Genomic DNA, 17,279 nt, shown 5'->3' on the forward strand with positions numbered 1-17,279 from the left:
CTAGTTTTTAAGCGGCCGCAACTGCTCCTACTCCTTTCTATTTATTTAAATATTAATCAAATTTTTTAGAAATTTTATAATACTCTCATTCTCCTTCCTTCACTCCAAATAAATATTTCTTAATTCTGTCTTCACCAATCTTATCAATAGCTTCTTTAGCTTCGTCATATGAACTGAAATAATAATCGCCATAGACAACTTCGCTTTCATATTTAAGACTGTAGTCAATATCACTATGTTTATTTAAGTAAACATACCAATTTTCAATTCCAAAATTAAACGGTTTTCCCATCTTCTCTAACTCACGTAAGACCTTAAGTCGTTCTGATTCAAATTCTGCTTCTTCTTTAGTTTTGAAAATATTTCCAAATTCAAGTAATTGTTGATCACGAAATGAGTCAGTCCACAAAGTATCATTTAATCTCCCTGTAGACGTTATGTACCAATAATCATCTCCATCTTTAGGCCATTCTTCCTCCGGTTTATATTTATCCTCCAACTCTCTAATTCGCTGTTCAAATTCTTCTTTTAGTTTTTGTAATTCTTCGTTCATTTAAATCCTCCGCTTTCGATTATTTATTTATTCAAGCTTCTTTATTCCACCCTGAATAGGTACTTTTTAATTCTATTTCTACCAATTTTATTGATGGCTTTTTCAACTTCTTCAGCTGTGTCAAAGTAATAGTCGCCATAGACACACCTGCAATTTAACAAGCAGTTAACCGCTAAATCATCCTTTTCATTAAGGAAAAACCCCCAATTATCCCCACCATCAACAAACGGTCTTCCTAACTTCTCCAACTCTCGTAACACTTTTAAACGCTCTGCCTCAAACTTTGCTTCTTCTTCTGTTTTAAAGATGGCGTTATTTTTTAACGCTTTTTTGTCGCAAACATCTCCATTCCACGACATGATGATTGCGTCGCCAAAACAATCTATAACCCAATAATAGTCACCATTTTGGAAGCTAGGTTCTGACTCTTCAATCAATTCTGGAAAACGTTCCTCAATAAAATCAGTAAACATGTTGATTAATTCTTGTTTGTTCATGTTTTTACTCCTCTTCATCTTTAGCTAAGTCATCTACTCCACCGTTACCCTCCAACCACATCAAAGTCATAATCGCATAATTAGCTAAGTCTTTTAACGTGTCCTTGATTGACTCGTCTTTCACTTGCTGACTATCATTCTTTGTTAATGCTTTAATTCTGTTCACTTTGTCGCTTAATCGAACCACTCCTGCAATGACTCCAAACTCGTCAAGTGAGCTAGAGAAACTGTCACCATAGTCTTCGTTCTTACGTTTGTATAAATCGGTCATTTCTGTTGTAATTTCTTCAAACCGTTTATGGGGTGTAGTCATCTACTCACCATCCTTTATAAATACGCCGTCCACCACTTTGCCTGTCCGATCCTTAATCACATCATAGGCCGTACCTAAGCACTCTACAGCGCTAGAATCAATTGTCTTAGCTAGGATAATCAGCGTGACTAATGAATCACCAATCGCATCAATAACCTCAAATTTATCATTCCGGGCCAACCCAGCGGCAATCTCTCCGACTTCTTCAACTACTTTAAGATATTGCGCCCTAGGGTCTGCTTTATCCAAATTCTTATTCATTGCCCATACTTCAACTGATTTAACTAAACTATTCATATTCATTAATCCTCCACCCTTTCCAAAATAAGCATCCGACCTTTACCAGTTTTTCTATACGTCTCAGCTTCACGCCTCTTTGCTGCACTCGTGGCGTACCAGCGGCATATCTTAGTATCAATTCCTAATTCTTTACTAATTTCATCCACTGTCCCACATGCCACTATTTCTTCTCCACGATAAGCAAAGTATTCACCACTAGCGCGTGGCATAAAACCTGCGCTTAAAAACATAATTCGCATTGATGCCGGACAGTTGGCAGGTCTGTAAATCAAATTTAAATCTTGGACTAGGGTCCAATAACGGCATTCCTAAGTCCTCCTGACGAACTACAAATGTGTCAAGTCCTGAACGAAAAGTCACTGTGTTCTTATGCTCTCTTATCCGCTCGCCTGTAAACTCAAAACCATAAATATCTCGTAACCTGTCCATCCAAACAGTCCTTTCTTTTCTTTCTCTGTGGTAAGTAAACCAACTCATCTTTAATCCCTTGTTCTTCCGCATACTTGTATGCTTTTGCTCTAGCATCCCTAAAGTTATCAGCAAAGAAGATTGCATAATGGATACCAAAACGAAACCGATATGCCTTCACTAGTCATATAACTCCTTTAGAAAATCCATTAACGCGACCGCTATATGCTCAGGTATTATGATAAAGCGGTACTCGTTACCTTGTTTGACAGATACCTTAACCATGCCATCACTTAAACTTTTGAAATAGTAATACATACCTAGTCACCTAATTTCTTCAATAAGTCCGGGCGGAATCCATTAAACGGCTCGTGCCCCTCAGCAGTGATCACAGGCAGTGAACGAAAACCTAATTCTTCGGTAACATATTTCAATGCTGCTTCATTGGAATACACGTCCACCTCTTGGTATGGAATATTTAAAATTTTTAAATATTCTTTTGAAAAATTACATTGGGAACAATCCGGTTTACTATAAATAATCACAACTGACATACTCATTCTCCTTTATTCTTAAATTTATAAAAGTCGGGGTAGTTGCTAAAGCGTTGGGGCAGTAAGACTCACAGCATTTTACCCCCACTTTGTACCCCGACTTTATAAAAAGTAGGGGTAGTTCTAAACCATTGGTACTATTGACTTCTCATCAATTACCCCGACTACCCCGACTTTTTTTGCCATACTTCTTCTATTTTTATAATAATAATCACTTTTTTATTATTATTACTTATTTACCTTATATATTTTATTTAAAAAGTAGGGGTAATATATAAAGTATATATATAAAGCTTACAGCCCCAAGGGATTTGAGTACCCCGACTTTTTTTTAAAAAGTAGGGGTAAAGTAGTGGTAAAAGTAGGGATAAAAGTAGGGGTAATCCCTTTACATACCATCTTTAATATATAACTTAACTCTCTTATTCATCTGGTAAGTGTCCTTCACCCGGTACCCAAGATCAATAAGCTTCTGAGTAAATGAGGTCACCTTCTGAGGTTTCATCCCGTATGCTGAACAGAAATTTAAATAATCTTGATACACCAATTTTTTATCAAGATTAGGCGTGATACCTTCTTCATCCACGTACATAGCCACTGAATCAGACTTCTCTAAGTAGTCTTGAACCATCGAATTAACCACGCCGTTGTCGGTTATTTTACCGCCGTTATGAGCAATATTCTTTACACCTTTTAGGGCTAAGTTAAGTAAGTAAGACTTGGCTTCTTTGGTGGTTAACTTACTAACCAGATCAAAGTCCGCTTTCTTCACCACGTTGTCACAAGGGACAATCACTAACCGCCGTGCAATCCCTCCAGTCTTATCCTTAAAGGTCGGCATCTCATTAGCTGTAAATAATAGCGTAGCCGTGTTTTTAAGCCGTCTGGGCGTTTGATAGATAGGACGTATCATAATTGTGTTGCCACTGGCTAAGGCCTTGAAATTGGCCGATTTATCCAAATATGACGCATCAATATCATCACCGATGTTAACAATCTTATCCTCCAACTCACCAATGCTGGTCGGGTCACTAAAGGCATCCAAAGAAATATTCGATCCCATATCCCCTACCCATTCATTCAGCATTTCTAAGAAGGTGGACTTACCGTTGGCCCCGCTTCTACCAACAAAAAAGAATACTGAATGGGGAAAGCCTTTAAGTAAGATAATATGGCCAAGTAGTTCTTCTACCGTGACACGGAGTTCTGGACGGTCCATGACTAAGAAGTTTAAGAAGTCGTCTACGTCCTTGCTATAAGCATTAGGGTTATAATCAACATCCAATAAGTAAGGGGTGAAGTTATCCACGGCACCTTTGACAATCTTTCCTCCCTTTACTTGGAACCCGTTCGCAAGTTGGATAGAGTCTATATCCCCTTCAAACTCTTCTGAAATTTTAGTCAACTGGTGGATCACTTCGTTATCTGAGGCTCGTGTAAGTTGCTGGCTTTCGTTGATGGCCCTAAGAATTGAATTCTCATTGGACCGCCAAACGATATCCTGCTTAACGTACAACTTATCCCGATAGTAATAGACTTGATAGTCCCTAGCGAACTCTTGGGAAAACTCAAACACATTAAACTTATCTGAGCTGGAAGGCGCTGAGAACTTATCCTTAAACGTGTAGTTAGAATAAATATCATCCACTTGCTTACCTAAAAACTCATTGAGTTTCTGCTGATTCTCCTCGGCCCATTCCTTGTTATCTAAAGCTAGTAACTCTACATATTCCCTAGCCCATTCTTCTTGAATCTCGCCGGTTAAAACAGCTTTACCAATAACTGAGATGGCGGATAAGGCATTGCCATATTCCTGCAAATTCTCATATTCTCGGTCGATATAAGCCCGGATAATTTGACTGGCTTGCCGCTTGTTTAAAGGCGTGACAGACTCAAATTTTTTATGATCTGGCTTAGCTTTAGTGGTCGATACTAACTGGTCTGGAGTCCATACGTTTTCAAAGTTGATTGGCGTAACCTCTGTACCGCCAAAGAATATCCGGCTGCAATCTTTAGGGGCTGGGTCCGCTTGTGGGAAACGATGCATCAACCACTTGTAAGTATCAGTGACAACTTTATGATCCTTAAGGATACGGTCTAGGAAGATAACCACCCTAAACTTTTGCCAATTCTCCTTGTAACTGAACGACTTGTAAATAAAAGCAGCATGTTTTTGGATCCATTGACTGCCTAAGACATCCTCGATGGTGACATAATCTTCATCGTTTACCTTGTGCTTAGTCCCTTCAATCACGACTGTATTATCAAAATCTAACATCATCACTTGCTGACCTATTAGATTGGCTTTTGCCCGCGTTCCATTCATCACCCCGAGACAGACAGAGTGGCCTTGCGCCACCTTGTCCGCTAATTCTTGTGGGGTTAAAACGATACTTGCATTTGTTATCGTCTTACTAATCTGTATGGCTTGTTCCTTATTTGGCTTATGGGTATAAGGTATCGGATGGACATGCAATTGATAATGTACCGCCATCACTTACCCTCCTTCTAGTCAAATGGTAGGTCGTCTGCGTATTTTAAGAATTGATAGTTACGGTATGGACTCTCCGGTTTATTCTTGTTTTCTGATTCGGTAATTTCTAAAACCATTTGTGCACCCATAGCCTTCTCACCAATAACATCACCTAGTGTCATTTGATCTTCCCAATCATCATCATCCAAGTTAAAGTCTGCGGCGAAAGCAAGTTGACTAATAAGTTTAATATTTTTAGTAAGAAACGATGGATATTTTTTATTGTTTGGATATTCTGGATCCACGTTCAAGTTAACCAATTCTCTGCGGCCGTCATAGTCACCACCAACAACAGTAAATTCAAGTGCCACTGCATCGTAACCACTCTGATATGCACGATAACCCGCTTTAGAAATAACGGTATCGTACTCGCCGGCTGGAATAATTCCTTGACTGTTTGGGTTATCGGTAGCTGGGTTATAATTATTTAACGTTTCTAAAGCAACTTCTTTTAATGACATAATTTTTTACCTCTTTCTATTATTTAATTTTTGGACGCTTGCGGTTTGATACTGGATGTCCTTCTGGGTTAGAGTCTTGTTTAGGTTCTGTAAATGGTGGCTTAGTTGGGTCCACTTCTAAATCTTCAAATAATTCTTTGGCTTCTGGTGGATCAACATATAGTTTTGATTTTTCTCCCTGCTGAGGTTCAGAGGCAGACTCTTCCAAGACTTCTTCCTCTTGCTCTTGCATTTTTTTAACGATAGCGTCTTGTTCTCTCTTTGATGCGCTCTTAGATTTATCAAAAGCGCCGGTAACGGTATCTAAAATCGCTAAGATGCGCTCATCATCAATACCTTCTCGTGTGTAATTTTTGCGTTTGTCCTTAACAAAGCGGACATATTTCTTACCAATCTTCTTAGCTTGGATCATGTAGTCACAGTTACCATTAACCACGTTGACATACTTTTCTTTAAGCGATGGTTTTTCAATCGTGACATTATTTTCTTCAAAAGTAGCTATCCGGCTGACATAGATAATGTTTAAAGGCAAAGCTTTTAACTCAATGACTAATTGTTGGAAGATGGAATTAAAAGAAGCATAGCCCTTGCCGAAAGGGATATCTGCTAAGGCTTCAACCCCTGCTTTATCACATACATATTGTTCAATCATGACGACAATATCATCAATAACATCAAGTATGATTGTTTCGTAAGTGTGTTTAGAAGTCTGTAATTCAGTGATAATTTGATCTAGTTGGTCTACGGCAGAATGAGTAATCTTACCGTTCTTCCCACGCACGTTACGTAAGGGGATGCTGGGATAGGGATTGGCTGAGGCGTTCCCGTCCGTATCAAGAAACAAGGGGTTAGGGAATTCTCCGGCTAGATAAGACTTGCCATTCATGGTAGCCCCAAAGATAAAGAAGTTCTTTGGTGTATCAATGGTCTTAGTCTTTTTGTTTGGTGGTAGTATTGACATTATTTTTCCTTCCTTTCAGTAAACTTAACGAATCCTTTACGCTCGCTTTCTTTCATATACTTATCGTATAAGTCTGGGTGATCCTTCTTAAAAGCGTTGCTATCAAAACGCTGCGACTTGCTAGGCAGCACACGGGTTACAATCAAAAATGGCGTTTCAATCTTTTTAATATCGTTCTCCGTCATTTTTTGATAAACAAATTCTTTGAGTTCTTTTTCTTTTTTTTCAAGTGACTTGAGCTGCAAAATCTGCGGCGCTAACTTATTTAACTCTAAGATGGCCACGTCCATATCAGTACCAATCGTCATAAAGTCCTGCTCAGACATGGTGTTATCTTCTTTAAGGTACTCGCATCGAATCCAAAACGTTTCAATCGCGTCTAGGATCCGTTGCTGATATTCCTTATCTGCTGGTACTTCAATAATCTTCAAGTTGTCTGGATCAAAGTCTGTATTAAAATCTGTCGGCCGTTGGTACATGGCTAACCATCCCATATCGCATCCAATCTGGTGCATATAAAGCTGCATTTGCGCTTCATAGACTCGCGTGTCTGGGTTAACACCGTGTGTCTTAACTTCCAATAATGTCATTGTTTCCAGGTCTATCCCATCCACGTTGGACCGGATGTGATGATCCTCATCAATGTATGTATTGACAATAAAGCTTGTCCCATTGACTGCGTTGATGTAGTCACGTATTTGCGGTTCAAGTACATCCCCAAAAATGGTATATTCATTCTTTGAAAATTCTTTTTTAACTAGGCCAATCTTCTCTTTGGCTAACTCATACTGAGTCTTGTACTTACTGAGGCCTAAGATGGCTGGTACGTCTGATCCACCTACATAAATATTTCGTTTGGCCGTGACATTCAGATCTTGTTTTTCTAAGCCAAATCCTTTAAAGCTCACTTACATTTCCCCCTAACTTTGTCTCTAAATAAAGCGTCTTATCAAAGTCCTTCTTTTTCTCTAATGCTGACCAGACAGCCTGCTCTATTGTTTTCTCTGTATTAAATCTGAAAACAGTAACCTTACGTTTTTGCCCGTTCCGATGTGTTCTTCCTAGTGACTGGGCATAATCTTGATATGAATAGGTTGGGGTGTAATACACCACGATATTAGCGTACTGTAACTCAATCCCTGCTGCCCCTGCTTGATACTGGACTAGGGTTAAACTGTTGCTCACCTTGTCCCACTTATCTTTAGACGGGATAGCTTGCTTTGATCCATTCACTTCAAAAATAATCTTACCTTTGGCTATTTCTTTGATAGCCTCTAGCTCGCTTGTATACTGGTAAAAAATAACTATGTTGTTATCAGTACCTTCAAATAACATTTCAAGATACTTTAACTTATCATTACGGTTGGCGTGTTCTCTTAAACCATGTAACAATGAGGACGGGTTATCATAGGCTTTATCATCTAAGACGCGGTCTTTTTCAATCACCTTATATTCTTTAGATGGTTTAAAGTTAACTGTTCTAAAAGTGATTGGCGGAAGGTCTAGGACATCATCTTTCTTCACACTGGTTGTAAAACTGCTATACCATCCTAGTAACTCTTCCTTATTCTTATAATCGGTTACCATGTTGATGGTTTTAGTCCCAAAGAATTTCTGTTCCCATATCCCGTACTTACGTTGAAATTGAGTTTTATTCTTAGTGAAACCAAACATAATAAAGTAGTTAATCATATCCCCTATATCATTGGATGCTGGGGTACCACTTAGTAATAAGAAGTGACTGGCAATCTTAATCAGCATATTAGCTGCCTTGCCTCGCTTGGAGGTAGGATTCTTAACATAGTGACATTCATCAAAGACAACAAAACATCCGTTACCTTCACGCCATCGTTTACTTAATACACCATACGACATAGTGTTATAAGTAATGCTAATACCATACTTTTCTTCGACTAACTTAACCTCTCCGTCCCATCCGCCTTCCTTGATCTTGGCAGGAGGAGCCACAATCAGCAGTGGTTCGCCTTGGTTATACTTAAGGTAGTGATGGATAGCCATTAATGTTTTACCGGTTCCTACATCTGCGGCTATCAGGTAATCTGGTTTAGAACTATCCACTATCTCCTTTTGGAAGTTATATAAGATTGTGTTCTGATAACTCACGTTTAACCACCTCCAAGCTATTTGCTACAAAAGCAATACCACCTGCGTTTTGTATTTGTTTAATCTTTAATTTTTGTAAGGGGCTTACAATACCACCTTTAGGCTTCTTCACTTCAATACCTATAAAGCGTCCTTTCAAACACGCTAAAATATCCGGGGTTCCGGCGGGCATGTATGCTGACCCATGTATCTTTACGTGGTAAGCACCGAGTGAATCAAGGTAGCGTTTAATGTTATTCTCTACCTTCTTTTCATCTGCCATTACTCCTCAACCACCTCTACATTTTCGAGGCCGTATCGGATAAACTTCTCAGTAATACGTTGGATAGGCCATCCGGTTTCTTGTTTTAACTCTTTAATTTGTTCAAGTAATTCCACATCAATAAATACTGGCTTAATTGCCTTTGCTTGCTTTTCTTTTTCTATGACTAATCTTGGTTGTGCCATTTCTATTTCCCCTTTTCTTTGTTATAATTTTTGTGATAATATTTTTTATAAGTCCGCATCCCCAATGCGGGCTTTTTTTATATGATGTCCATGATGATCCAAAAAAATAAGTAACCTAACAAAACGAATACCATTCCAATAGCAGTTCCTGCTATGAAACCCTCAGTCCGTGCGTCTTTGAAGTTTAGTTCTTCAAACTCTTCAATGATCGCCTTTTCCTTTTTATCCCATTCAGATTGTGTGTATTTAAGTGTTTCATTCATTTAAGTTCCTCCTTAACGCTGGCGGGTGTTATTCTTTTATTAGATCCAATACTTCTTCAATATCGGACCGTTTATACATTCTTTTCTTACCTTGTCTACGACTTTTCAAACCGGCAGCTTCCCACCGTCTTATATCCAAGTCGCAACAGTCATACTCTTTACAGACTTCTTTCTTCATCAACCATTGTTTTTGTTGCTTGGCAAGCATATCCTTAGCCATACTTTCGGCTAACTCTAGGATACCTTGGGCAAGTTCTTTACTTGCTGCTTCGGAAAGTATTTCCATGGCGGTTACCCCTTTCTAAATTCGTTCACATCGACATCTAGGGCATCAGCGACTTTAAACGCATACTCAAGTGTGATTGTTTTCGTCCGACCATCTCGGAGTGCATATAAACCTTGTTTTGTAATACTAGCTGCTTTAGCTAAGCTGTAAGGTGTCATGCCTTTTTCTTTCATCAATCTTTCAATTACTTTCCACATCAAATCACCCCCAAAAACACAAAATATTGTGTTAAATTACAAAGCTTTGTCTATATATTGATTAAATTTAGTTGACTACATATTTTTATCTTGCTATCATTTCTACAGTTAATAATCCATATAGAAAGTAAGATGTTGTATGAACGAATCGATCTACAATAAGGTTGAATTTTTCAATTCCTTTTACACCAAAGAAATGGTAGATGCCTTCACACAGATTTCTGAAAATCTATCTCTGCAAATTGAACCAATTAAAAGATTGGCATCGGTTATGGAAGAAGCTATGAAACCATTAATTTCATTTAGCGAAGTTTACCAAGCCTCTTTAACAGCTATAGCAGATCAACTTCCATCAATTACAATTCCTTTAGAGACCATCTCAAACTCATTGAAAGAACTCAGTTTTTACTCTGACTATAACCCTGTTAATAAGTTCGAGAATAAATTTTCCATCGAGGCAAAAAACATAATCCAAGAAAGTAGCGATTTCCAAAAACAACAAGATTATACTTATGCCGATGAATACTTTAGTTCTCCTAAAAAAATTGAGAAAACAGTTTCTGAGCTTAATAATCCTGAATCATCCCTTTCTTTAAATTCAGAGTTCAAGAGTTTTATAATTCAAAGTTGTTTAAATATTATTCTTCAAGTGACCTACCATGTTATATGTGGCATTTTTAATGTCGATATTGGTCAAGAAATAATTACTCACATAGTTAAATTTATAAAGTCGTTATAGCTTCTATCATGAACAATCCTGCAGTGACCAGGGCGAGGGTTTTTATTGTTTGTTTCATGTTTGTCCTCCTATTTGGTTCATTCGCTTTCCATAGTTCGTTCAATGAAAGTCTCCTTTCTAAATCTTTAGTCCTTTATCAAAGGTTTAATTACGTTAAAAACGAATATAAGATTAAAAATTTTTAAAATCTGAAACGTTAATTTCTAAAGCCTTCGATAGCGCTACTAAGGTAGAATAATTAGCTTGAAGCATTTTTTGAGGGCAATCTTCAAAGTCAGCTATTGTTCTGGTTGATATCCCAGATAATCTACTTAGCTCTGCTTTAGTCATTTTCTTAACTCCTCGCCATTGGGCAAGGTCTAATTTATCGTCAAAAACTACCAAATATATCTCCCCCTTTCTTTTACCGTGTCTAAATAATAACATTCGTTTTAAACGAAGTCAACAATAAATTTCATTTTTTACGAAATTATTTTTTAGGTTATATAGATTAATTTCATTTAATACGTTATAATGTTTTCTGTAGAGAGGGGGTATACATTAAATGAACGAAAATAATTTTTTCGGTAAAAACTTAAAATATTTAAGAAATAAAAAAGGTATTACACAACAAGAGATTGCAGATTTGATAGGTAGAAAAAGCACTGGCTCTGTGAGTGATTGGGAAGCTGGAAGAACAACACCTAATGCGGGTAATATTTCTAAAATTGCATCATATTTTGGTTTGAAAATTGATGCAATGGTTGAATATGATTTGCAAACACAGGCATCTGCCCCCTCCAACCTAATCCCAATCAAGCAAACTAAACTAATCCCTGTCATTGGAAGAATAGCTTGTGGTGCACCCATCTTAGCCGACCAAAATATAATTGATTCCATTGCTTTTCCTGTGGAATTATTGCCTAGTGGAGAAATATTCTTCTTAGAGTGCCGCGGCGATAGTATGATGCCAACTATTCAAGATAAAGCATTAGTCATGGTTCGCAAGCAAGAAAATGTGGAAGACGGGGAAATTGCAGTTGTTCTATTAAACGGTGATGAAGAAGCCACCTTGAAGCGCATCAAAAGACAAGGTGATTTAATAATGTTATTGCCAGATAACACCAATCATCCTCCGATTGTAATTCAGCCAACCGACACAATCAGAATTGTAGGTAAAGCAATTAAAACTATTAATAATTTATGAAAACAAAAAACCACCCACCTGCTGCAACAAGTGGATGGCATACCTGGAAAGGTTTTCTAAAAATATCATAACATATGGAGGTAAAGAAATGAAGAAACTTTTCACCGTATTGTCGCTAGCTGTATTATTAGGAGTCACTGTTCCAGTTTCTGCCGCTAAATACACTATTGATGAATACCTTAAAATCAGAGAGGAAAACTTCAAGAACAATGAAGAAGTTGAGCTTTTTACTGGCGAATGGATCGTTGGAGAAGACATAAATCCGGGCCGTTATGTAGTATCTGTAGAAAGTGGAAGTGGTAATTTCTTTGTTTATGATGAAAATGACTCCCCAATTGTAAATGAAATTTTAGGAACTAACGAAATAGGTGGTTTTGACATCGAAACTGTCACTATTGATTTGAATGAAGGCGACAAAATTGAAATCAGTGGATTGAACGAAGTAATGTTTACACCGTACGAAACCAAGTTCTTAGAAGACGAAATAACAACCGGAATGTGGGTTGTTGGAGCGGATATTAAACCCGGAAAATATATAGCCACGGCACCCGAAGGAGAAAGTGGAAATCTAATGGTCTTTGATGAAAATGGTTTGCCTGTAACAAACGAAATTATTGGAGTAAACGATTCATTTAATATGGGGGTTGAAAAAGTACAATTAAAGTTACAAGAAAATCAGGTGATTATCATTTCTGGATTGTCTAAAATTAATATTAAATAATGAATTAAATTATTGAAGTAAAATCTAAAATACTTCATTAAGGATTTTTTTAATGAAGCAAAGCAAGAAAAACTTCACTAATAATGTTTTTGGTGAAAATATTTCGTTTTACAACCTGAAAAAATTACAATAAAAAATCCCACTCCCCTGTCGCCAAACAATCGGAGTGAGATAACCAAAAATCAACCCTTTGATAGGGCTATTTTCTATACCATTTTATCATACTTAGGAGGTGATGCCTACTTAATTCCTAGCGCTGGCGGGCAAGAAAGGAATTAAACATGATCAAAAAATACACAAAAAAAGACGGTTCAAAAGCTTACATGTATGTTGCTTATCTTGGAGTAGACCCATTAACGGGCAAACAAAAAAGAACAACTCGCAGAGGATTTAAAACCAAACGAGAAGCAAGAATCGCAGAAGCTCAGTTACTAGCTGAAATAAAAGAAAACGGTTTTATTGAATCACCTAAACAAATGACCTTTGAGCAGGTTTTTAATCTTTGGATACCTATTTACGAAACTACCGTTAAAGAATCAACCTTTCAAATGCAGAAGGATGTCATTAGATTACACATTCTGCCCAAGTTCGGACAAGCACGAGTCGATAAAATCACGACTCAATACTGTCAAACGATTGTGAATGAATGGTTTGGATACTATTCAAAGTATTCTAATTTAATTGGACTGACTCAAAGAATCTTAGAATTCGCAGTTAATAATCTCAATTTGATTAAGGATAATCCGATGAAGAAGGTTATTCGACCGAAAAAGAAGAATGAATTACGCGAAGACAAGTATAAAGCACCAACCTATTCTGCTAAACAGCTTAATGACTTCTTGGAAAAAGTAAAAGAACTGGATCCTGGACAAATGTATGTAGTCTTTAGAATCATCGCCTATACCGGCATGCGGGAAGGAGAAGTTTGCGGATTAAAATGGACGGACTTTGATGAAGTAAATGGTACTTTAGCAGTCCGAAGAACGGTAGCAAGAGGAAAAGATTACAAGAAAATACTTCAGAATACCAAATCAGTAGCAGGACAGCGTACGATCCCACTTGATCAAGAGACTATTGAGGTATTAAAAAATTGGAAGAAAACTCAGAGAATAGAAATGTTTAAATTGGGTTTTAATACCAATCATAAAGATCAATTTATCATCACCAATGAGTTCAATGAGTTTCAGTACTCTCAATATCCCTATGCGCTATTAAAAAAAATCAGAAAAAAATGTGAGATTGATCCGATTACAGTCCATGGTCTACGTCATACTCACTGTACACTATTAATCGAATCTGGAGCCTCTCTCAAAGAAGTGCAGGATCGAATGGGACACGAAGATGAATCCATGGTCCTTAAAGTCTATCTTCATATTAACGAGGAGAAAAAAACGGAAGTCGGGACAAACTTCGCAAATCATATCGCTCAAAACCAATAACGTATTCAAAACGTATTCAAACAGAAAAAAGCACCTCTTGGAAATCTCCAAGAAGTGCTTGAAACGTTGATATACCAACAACTAACGTTTTGAGAATTGAGAAGCTTTACGCGCTTTCTTAAGACCTGGTTTCTTACGTTCAACCATACGAGGGTCACGGGTCAATAGACCTGCAGCCTTAAGGGCTGGACGGAAGTCAGGATCAACGGTTAGTAAGGCACGAGCGATACCATGACGGATAGCGCCGGCTTGACCAGAGAAACCGCCACCTTGAACGTTTACTAAAATATCGTATGAACCTAAAGTTTCAGTTGCGTTTAAAGGTTGTTTGATTACTTCGTGTAAGTGAGGGAATGGAATGTATTCATCTAAACTCTTGTTGTTTACGGTGAATGCACCAGTACCTGGCACTAAACGAACACGGGCAGTAGCATTTTTACGACGACCAGTTCCTAAATATTGTGTTTGAGCCATTTAGTTTTTTCCCTCCTTAAATAATTGTATTGATGTCTACAGCAACAGGTTGTTGTGCAGCATGGTTATGTTCAGCACCTGCAAATACGTGTAATTTACGTAATTGTTGACGACCTAAACGAGTGTCAGGCATCATACCCTTAACTGAGTTTTCAATTAAGCGAACAGGATTCTTTTCACGTAATTCACCAGCAGAGATGGATTTGATTCCGCCAGGGTGATTAGAGTGACGATAATAAATTTTATCAGTAGCTTTTTTACCAGTTAAGGCAACTTTTGCAGCATTGATGACAATCACATGGTCCCCAGTATCAACGTGAGGCGTGAAGGTTGGTTTATTTTTACCACGTAAGATTGAAGCAACAGCAGTAGATAGACGTCCCATAGGGATATCAGTTGCGTCTAAGACGATCCAGTTACGTTCAACTTCGTTTTTCTTAGCCATATATGTTTGACGCACGATGTTTTCCTCCATTTAAAATTAGTTTCTGTTTACATTACTATGAGTTTCCGGGGCTCTATAGTGGGGCAAACAATACCAACGAATATTGTACTTGAAAAGACTCCTCTGAGTCAAGCTAAAACAAAAGATAATTACAGAAATTCGAGATTTTTTTTGCTATACTGAGGACAGACTTAATTAGGAGGAATATTATGAAGGTTCAAGAACGACGTCAAGCCATCGTGGAAGCACTTGAAGCAGCACAAAATCCTATTTCTGCTTCTGACTTAGCTGCTTCATTTGACATTAGTCGGCAAATTATTGTTAGTGATATCAATCGCCTCCGCCAAGCGGGCTACCAGATTACATCCACCCATCGGGGTTATATTATGTCACAGACACTCCAAACCGTGCCTTTAAACTATCGAGACCGGATTTGTTGCCGGCATAGTTTAAGTCAAACCCAACGAGAATTAGAAATTGTCCTAGACCATGGAGCGGCTTTTGAAAGTGTCGAGATTGACCATCCCATTTATGGCTTGATTACCGCCTCGCTTGCTATTGAAGGCGACCAGGACATTCAAAGTTTCATGAGCCTTACCCAAGACCACCAGGGCGCCCTCTTATCCTTCCTAACTCAAGGAATCCATTACCATACCCTCAAGTGTCCGGACAAGGCAAGTTTTCTTGCGATAAAAGCTGCCCTTAAAGAAGAAGGAATCCTCTATGAAAACTAAGGCAAAATCCATGAATATCCTAGTCACTTTGGACCAAAACTATATCCCACCGCTCAAAGTTATGCTGTTTTCCTTGATCCACTACCATCCTCAGGATATTGAGGTCTATCTCTTACACCAGGCCATCCCCAAAGAAGCTTTGGCTGAATTAGAAGCTTTCTTTGCCTGTACTTCACTAAAAATTCATCCGATTCAAGTAGACGACCAAATTTTTGTTCAATTTCCAACAACTGACCGTTATCCTTACGCAATGTATTACCGCCTTTTTGCCGCAAAACTCCTGCCTCAGACCATCGATAAGATTCTTTATCTCGATCCCGATATTGTCATTAAAGGAAATTTAGATGATCTTTATCAAATTGATATGGACCGCTACTACTTTGGAGCGGCGACCCATGTCGACTGGGGCTTATCCCGGATAAACCAACTAAGGCTGAACTATGAAAATGGAATTTACGTGAATTCTGGCGTTCTATTAATGAATCTAAAAGAATTACGGCAAAGCCAAGATGAATTAGCCATTGGCCAATATATCGATAAGTTTAACCCCCTCCTCTTTTTACCAGACCAAGACGTCTTGTCAGCCATGTATCCTGATAAAATCCTAGAAATCGATGCCACAATCTATAATATGACGGAGCGGATCTTCTTAAAAAATAACCTCTTCCAGCGTGAAAAAGGACTCCAATGGATTGATGACAAGTGTAAAATTATCCATTATATCGGTCGCAATAAGCCTTGGAAAACTGATTATTTTGGTGATTTCGACCGTTATTACCATGAAGCGGTGGGCTTTATGGAAGGCTACCGTTATTTGGCTAACTTAAATAACAAGCAAATTCGTCAAAATGAAAGCTTATAAAAGTTTACAGATATCAAGTTTAACTTGACACATGGGTAGTTTTGTCTTACACTCTCCTTAACACATGTAAAGGAGAGTATTTCTATGTCACCATCAAAACCCCTAAGTCACAGTCAGGTCATCACCCGGTCTGGACTCCTCACCGCACTCGCTATTTTAATACCAATTATAATGCCACTTAAGGTAGTCATCGGACCCGCTTCCTATACCCTGGCTAGCCACCTACCCATTTTCTTAGCTATTTTCCAAACACCTTTTATCGCCATCGTCGTCGCTGGCGGCGCGGCCCTAGGTTTTTTACTAGCGGGTTTTCCCATTCCAATTGTAGCCCGGGCCCTTAGCCACCTATTGTTCGCCAGTATCGGGGCCTATTATATCCAAAAGCATGGCCACACCTTTCTCAAAAAACCCCAAGCACGTATCTTCTTTTCTTTTTGGCTTAATCTCATTCACGGACTGGCCGAAATGCTGGTTATCTATGTCCTGATTCAAGTAGGAATGACTGCAACAACCGGGGGCATGTGGTCCTTCCTGGTTATTTTCATCGGTTTGGGTACGGTGATACATGGCATGGTTGATTTTGAATTAGCCTTCCAATTAAGCCAAGCCCTTAAAAAAGCCTAAATAATTAAATATTCCATGAAAAAGATGAAGGTCTGCCCGAAAGACTTCTCATCTTTTTTTAATTCTATCAATTTTAAAAAATAGAATCGTTTTTTTATAAAACCCATTAATGATAACGGTTTAATTTTTTATTGATTTTTTGTATAAATAAATCGTGG

27 protein-coding genes are annotated in these 17,279 nt (G+C 38.1%); 7 read left to right on the forward strand and 20 right to left on the reverse strand.

The window, feature by feature from the left end:
• Nucleotides 1-85: 85 nt before the first annotated feature.
• The 17 genes from HMPREF9257_RS06855 to HMPREF9257_RS06930 form a co-directional block, all read right to left on the reverse strand.
• A complete protein-coding gene (locus HMPREF9257_RS06855; protein WP_006418754.1) occupies nt 86-553 on the reverse strand; it encodes a hypothetical protein in 468 nt (155 codons plus the stop codon).
• A gap of 41 nt (nt 554-594) precedes the next feature.
• Complete coding sequence (locus HMPREF9257_RS06860; protein ID WP_006418924.1) at nt 595-1,050, reverse strand: hypothetical protein; 456 nt, start codon at nt 1,048-1,050, stop codon at nt 595-597.
• A gap of 4 nt (nt 1,051-1,054) precedes the next feature.
• Nucleotides 1,055-1,363 (reverse strand): nucleotide modification associated domain-containing protein, encoded by a 309-nt coding sequence (locus HMPREF9257_RS06865; RefSeq protein ID WP_006418730.1) that lies wholly within the window; start codon nt 1,361-1,363, stop codon nt 1,055-1,057.
• Nucleotides 1,364-1,660, reverse strand: coding sequence for a MazG-like family protein (locus HMPREF9257_RS06870; RefSeq protein ID WP_040466809.1), 297 nt, complete (start codon nt 1,658-1,660; stop codon nt 1,364-1,366).
• A gap of 5 nt (nt 1,661-1,665) precedes the next feature.
• The gene (locus HMPREF9257_RS09185; RefSeq protein ID WP_006418846.1) at nt 1,666-1,872 is read right to left on the reverse strand and encodes a hypothetical protein; all 207 of its coding nucleotides are present in this window, start codon (nt 1,870-1,872) and stop codon (nt 1,666-1,668) included.
• A 188-nt stretch (nt 1,873-2,060) separates the two neighbouring features.
• Nucleotides 2,061-2,252, reverse strand: a complete 192-nt coding sequence (locus HMPREF9257_RS06875) for a hypothetical protein (RefSeq protein ID WP_006418917.1) — start codon at nt 2,250-2,252, stop codon at nt 2,061-2,063.
• A 139-nt stretch (nt 2,253-2,391) separates the two neighbouring features.
• The gene (locus HMPREF9257_RS06880; RefSeq protein ID WP_006418774.1) at nt 2,392-2,625 is read right to left on the reverse strand and encodes a glutaredoxin domain-containing protein; all 234 of its coding nucleotides are present in this window, start codon (nt 2,623-2,625) and stop codon (nt 2,392-2,394) included.
• A 388-nt stretch (nt 2,626-3,013) separates the two neighbouring features.
• Nucleotides 3,014-5,119 (reverse strand): DNA primase family protein, encoded by a 2,106-nt coding sequence (locus HMPREF9257_RS08835; protein ID WP_006418928.1) that lies wholly within the window; start codon nt 5,117-5,119, stop codon nt 3,014-3,016.
• Nucleotides 5,120-5,133: 14 nt separating this feature from the next.
• Complete coding sequence (locus HMPREF9257_RS06890) at nt 5,134-5,619, reverse strand: DUF669 domain-containing protein (protein WP_006418866.1); 486 nt, start codon at nt 5,617-5,619, stop codon at nt 5,134-5,136.
• 19 nt (nt 5,620-5,638) lie between these two features.
• Nucleotides 5,639-6,580, reverse strand: a complete 942-nt coding sequence (locus HMPREF9257_RS06895; RefSeq protein WP_006418799.1) for an AAA family ATPase — start codon at nt 6,578-6,580, stop codon at nt 5,639-5,641.
• The gene (locus HMPREF9257_RS06900; protein WP_006418718.1) at nt 6,580-7,488 is read right to left on the reverse strand and encodes a YqaJ viral recombinase family protein; all 909 of its coding nucleotides are present in this window, start codon (nt 7,486-7,488) and stop codon (nt 6,580-6,582) included. The genes HMPREF9257_RS06895 and HMPREF9257_RS06900 overlap by 1 nt, the downstream gene beginning before the upstream one ends.
• On the reverse strand, nt 7,478-8,686 hold the full coding sequence (locus HMPREF9257_RS06905; RefSeq protein WP_040466814.1) for an SNF2-related protein: 1,209 nt from the start codon (nt 8,684-8,686) through the stop codon (nt 7,478-7,480). Before HMPREF9257_RS06905 ends, HMPREF9257_RS06900 begins: the two co-directional genes overlap by 11 nt.
• Nucleotides 8,676-8,966, reverse strand: a complete 291-nt coding sequence (locus HMPREF9257_RS06910; RefSeq protein ID WP_040466785.1) for a VRR-NUC domain-containing protein — start codon at nt 8,964-8,966, stop codon at nt 8,676-8,678. The genes HMPREF9257_RS06905 and HMPREF9257_RS06910 overlap by 11 nt, the downstream gene beginning before the upstream one ends.
• Nucleotides 8,966-9,151: a hypothetical protein gene (locus HMPREF9257_RS06915; protein ID WP_006418784.1), complete on the reverse strand. Its 186-nt coding sequence runs from the start codon at nt 9,149-9,151 to the stop codon at nt 8,966-8,968. The genes HMPREF9257_RS06910 and HMPREF9257_RS06915 overlap by 1 nt, the downstream gene beginning before the upstream one ends.
• Nucleotides 9,152-9,228: 77 nt before the next feature.
• Nucleotides 9,229-9,414: a hypothetical protein gene (locus HMPREF9257_RS06920; RefSeq protein ID WP_040466786.1), complete on the reverse strand. Its 186-nt coding sequence runs from the start codon at nt 9,412-9,414 to the stop codon at nt 9,229-9,231.
• Between the two features lie 28 nt (nt 9,415-9,442).
• Nucleotides 9,443-9,700 carry a hypothetical protein gene (locus HMPREF9257_RS06925; RefSeq protein ID WP_006418858.1) on the reverse strand — a complete coding sequence of 86 codons (258 nt, stop codon included), beginning with the start codon at nt 9,698-9,700 and terminating at the stop codon, nt 9,443-9,445.
• A gap of 5 nt (nt 9,701-9,705) precedes the next feature.
• The gene (locus HMPREF9257_RS06930; protein ID WP_006418925.1) at nt 9,706-9,897 is read right to left on the reverse strand and encodes a helix-turn-helix domain-containing protein; all 192 of its coding nucleotides are present in this window, start codon (nt 9,895-9,897) and stop codon (nt 9,706-9,708) included.
• Between the two features lie 139 nt (nt 9,898-10,036).
• Here HMPREF9257_RS06930 and HMPREF9257_RS06935 point away from each other — a divergent pair, with 139 nt between their 5' ends.
• Nucleotides 10,037-10,636 (forward strand): hypothetical protein, encoded by a 600-nt coding sequence (locus HMPREF9257_RS06935; RefSeq protein ID WP_006418813.1) that lies wholly within the window; start codon nt 10,037-10,039, stop codon nt 10,634-10,636.
• 171 nt (nt 10,637-10,807) lie between these two features.
• Here the strand turns inward: HMPREF9257_RS06935 and HMPREF9257_RS06940 are convergent, their stop codons facing one another.
• The gene (locus HMPREF9257_RS06940; protein ID WP_006418977.1) at nt 10,808-11,020 is read right to left on the reverse strand and encodes a helix-turn-helix domain-containing protein; all 213 of its coding nucleotides are present in this window, start codon (nt 11,018-11,020) and stop codon (nt 10,808-10,810) included.
• 160 nt (nt 11,021-11,180) lie between these two features.
• Between HMPREF9257_RS06940 and HMPREF9257_RS06945 the strand changes: the two genes are divergently transcribed.
• The 3 genes from HMPREF9257_RS06945 to HMPREF9257_RS06955 all read left to right on the forward strand — a co-directional run bounded on the left by HMPREF9257_RS06945 (nt 11,181) and on the right by HMPREF9257_RS06955 (nt 13,982).
• Nucleotides 11,181-11,822 (forward strand): LexA family protein, encoded by a 642-nt coding sequence (locus HMPREF9257_RS06945; RefSeq protein ID WP_006418860.1) that lies wholly within the window; start codon nt 11,181-11,183, stop codon nt 11,820-11,822.
• Between the two features lie 88 nt (nt 11,823-11,910).
• A complete protein-coding gene (locus tag HMPREF9257_RS06950; RefSeq protein WP_006418803.1) occupies nt 11,911-12,543 on the forward strand; it encodes a hypothetical protein in 633 nt (210 codons plus the stop codon).
• A gap of 281 nt (nt 12,544-12,824) precedes the next feature.
• Nucleotides 12,825-13,982, forward strand: coding sequence for a site-specific integrase (locus tag HMPREF9257_RS06955; protein ID WP_006418819.1), 1,158 nt, complete (start codon nt 12,825-12,827; stop codon nt 13,980-13,982).
• 81 nt (nt 13,983-14,063) lie between these two features.
• Here HMPREF9257_RS06955 and rpsI read toward each other — a convergent pair whose 3' ends face one another.
• Entirely contained in the window at nt 14,064-14,456 is a 393-nt protein-coding gene (rpsI, locus tag HMPREF9257_RS06960; protein WP_006418764.1) for a 30S ribosomal protein S9, read from the reverse strand.
• Nucleotides 14,457-14,472: 16 nt separating this feature from the next.
• Nucleotides 14,473-14,916: a 50S ribosomal protein L13 gene (rplM, locus tag HMPREF9257_RS06965; RefSeq protein ID WP_006418772.1), complete on the reverse strand. Its 444-nt coding sequence runs from the start codon at nt 14,914-14,916 to the stop codon at nt 14,473-14,475.
• 194 nt (nt 14,917-15,110) lie between these two features.
• Here rplM and HMPREF9257_RS06970 point away from each other — a divergent pair, with 194 nt between their 5' ends.
• The 3 genes from HMPREF9257_RS06970 to HMPREF9257_RS06980 all read left to right on the forward strand — a co-directional run bounded on the left by HMPREF9257_RS06970 (nt 15,111) and on the right by HMPREF9257_RS06980 (nt 17,121).
• Nucleotides 15,111-15,635, forward strand: coding sequence for a transcription repressor NadR (locus HMPREF9257_RS06970; RefSeq protein ID WP_006418842.1), 525 nt, complete (start codon nt 15,111-15,113; stop codon nt 15,633-15,635).
• On the forward strand, nt 15,625-16,497 hold the full coding sequence (locus tag HMPREF9257_RS06975; protein ID WP_006418876.1) for a glycosyltransferase family 8 protein: 873 nt from the start codon (nt 15,625-15,627) through the stop codon (nt 16,495-16,497). Before HMPREF9257_RS06970 ends, HMPREF9257_RS06975 begins: the two co-directional genes overlap by 11 nt.
• A gap of 84 nt (nt 16,498-16,581) precedes the next feature.
• Nucleotides 16,582-17,121, forward strand: a complete 540-nt coding sequence (locus HMPREF9257_RS06980) for a hypothetical protein (protein ID WP_006418943.1) — start codon at nt 16,582-16,584, stop codon at nt 17,119-17,121.
• The last annotated feature ends 158 nt before the right edge of the window (nt 17,122-17,279 follow it).

Origin of the sequence: Eremococcus coleocola ACS-139-V-Col8 (assembly GCF_000183205.1) — a bacterium.
Taxonomy (GTDB): domain Bacteria; phylum Bacillota; class Bacilli; order Lactobacillales; family Aerococcaceae; genus Eremococcus; species Eremococcus coleocola.

Coding starts and splice junctions, on each gene's coding strand:
- HMPREF9257_RS06855 (WP_006418754.1), bottom strand. CDS start 553: ATGAACGAAGAATTACAAAAACTAAAAGAAGAATTTGAACAGCGAATT.
- HMPREF9257_RS06860 (WP_006418924.1), bottom strand. CDS start 1,050: ATGAACAAACAAGAATTAATCAACATGTTTACTGATTTTATTGAGGAA.
- HMPREF9257_RS06865 (WP_006418730.1), bottom strand. CDS start 1,363: ATGACTACACCCCATAAACGGTTTGAAGAAATTACAACAGAAATGACC.
- HMPREF9257_RS06870 (WP_040466809.1), bottom strand. CDS start 1,660: ATGAATAGTTTAGTTAAATCAGTTGAAGTATGGGCAATGAATAAGAAT.
- HMPREF9257_RS09185 (WP_006418846.1), bottom strand. CDS start 1,872: ATGCCACGCGCTAGTGGTGAATACTTTGCTTATCGTGGAGAAGAAATA.
- HMPREF9257_RS06880 (WP_006418774.1), bottom strand. CDS start 2,625: ATGTCAGTTGTGATTATTTATAGTAAACCGGATTGTTCCCAATGTAAT.
- HMPREF9257_RS08835 (WP_006418928.1), bottom strand. CDS start 5,119: ATGGCGGTACATTATCAATTGCATGTCCATCCGATACCTTATACCCAT.
- HMPREF9257_RS06890 (WP_006418866.1), bottom strand. CDS start 5,619: ATGTCATTAAAAGAAGTTGCTTTAGAAACGTTAAATAATTATAACCCA.
- HMPREF9257_RS06895 (WP_006418799.1), bottom strand. CDS start 6,580: ATGTCAATACTACCACCAAACAAAAAGACTAAGACCATTGATACACCA.
- HMPREF9257_RS06910 (WP_040466785.1), bottom strand. CDS start 8,966: ATGGCAGATGAAAAGAAGGTAGAGAATAACATTAAACGCTACCTTGAT.
- HMPREF9257_RS06915 (WP_006418784.1), bottom strand. CDS start 9,151: ATGGCACAACCAAGATTAGTCATAGAAAAAGAAAAGCAAGCAAAGGCA.
- HMPREF9257_RS06920 (WP_040466786.1), bottom strand. CDS start 9,414: ATGAATGAAACACTTAAATACACACAATCTGAATGGGATAAAAAGGAA.
- HMPREF9257_RS06925 (WP_006418858.1), bottom strand. CDS start 9,700: ATGGAAATACTTTCCGAAGCAGCAAGTAAAGAACTTGCCCAAGGTATC.
- HMPREF9257_RS06930 (WP_006418925.1), bottom strand. CDS start 9,897: ATGTGGAAAGTAATTGAAAGATTGATGAAAGAAAAAGGCATGACACCT.
- HMPREF9257_RS06935 (WP_006418813.1), top strand. CDS start 10,037: ATGAACGAATCGATCTACAATAAGGTTGAATTTTTCAATTCCTTTTAC.
- HMPREF9257_RS06945 (WP_006418860.1), top strand. CDS start 11,181: ATGAACGAAAATAATTTTTTCGGTAAAAACTTAAAATATTTAAGAAAT.
- HMPREF9257_RS06950 (WP_006418803.1), top strand. CDS start 11,911: ATGAAGAAACTTTTCACCGTATTGTCGCTAGCTGTATTATTAGGAGTC.
- HMPREF9257_RS06955 (WP_006418819.1), top strand. CDS start 12,825: ATGATCAAAAAATACACAAAAAAAGACGGTTCAAAAGCTTACATGTAT.
- rpsI (WP_006418764.1), bottom strand. CDS start 14,456: ATGGCTCAAACACAATATTTAGGAACTGGTCGTCGTAAAAATGCTACT.
- HMPREF9257_RS06970 (WP_006418842.1), top strand. CDS start 15,111: ATGAAGGTTCAAGAACGACGTCAAGCCATCGTGGAAGCACTTGAAGCA.
- HMPREF9257_RS06975 (WP_006418876.1), top strand. CDS start 15,625: ATGAAAACTAAGGCAAAATCCATGAATATCCTAGTCACTTTGGACCAA.
- HMPREF9257_RS06980 (WP_006418943.1), top strand. CDS start 16,582: ATGTCACCATCAAAACCCCTAAGTCACAGTCAGGTCATCACCCGGTCT.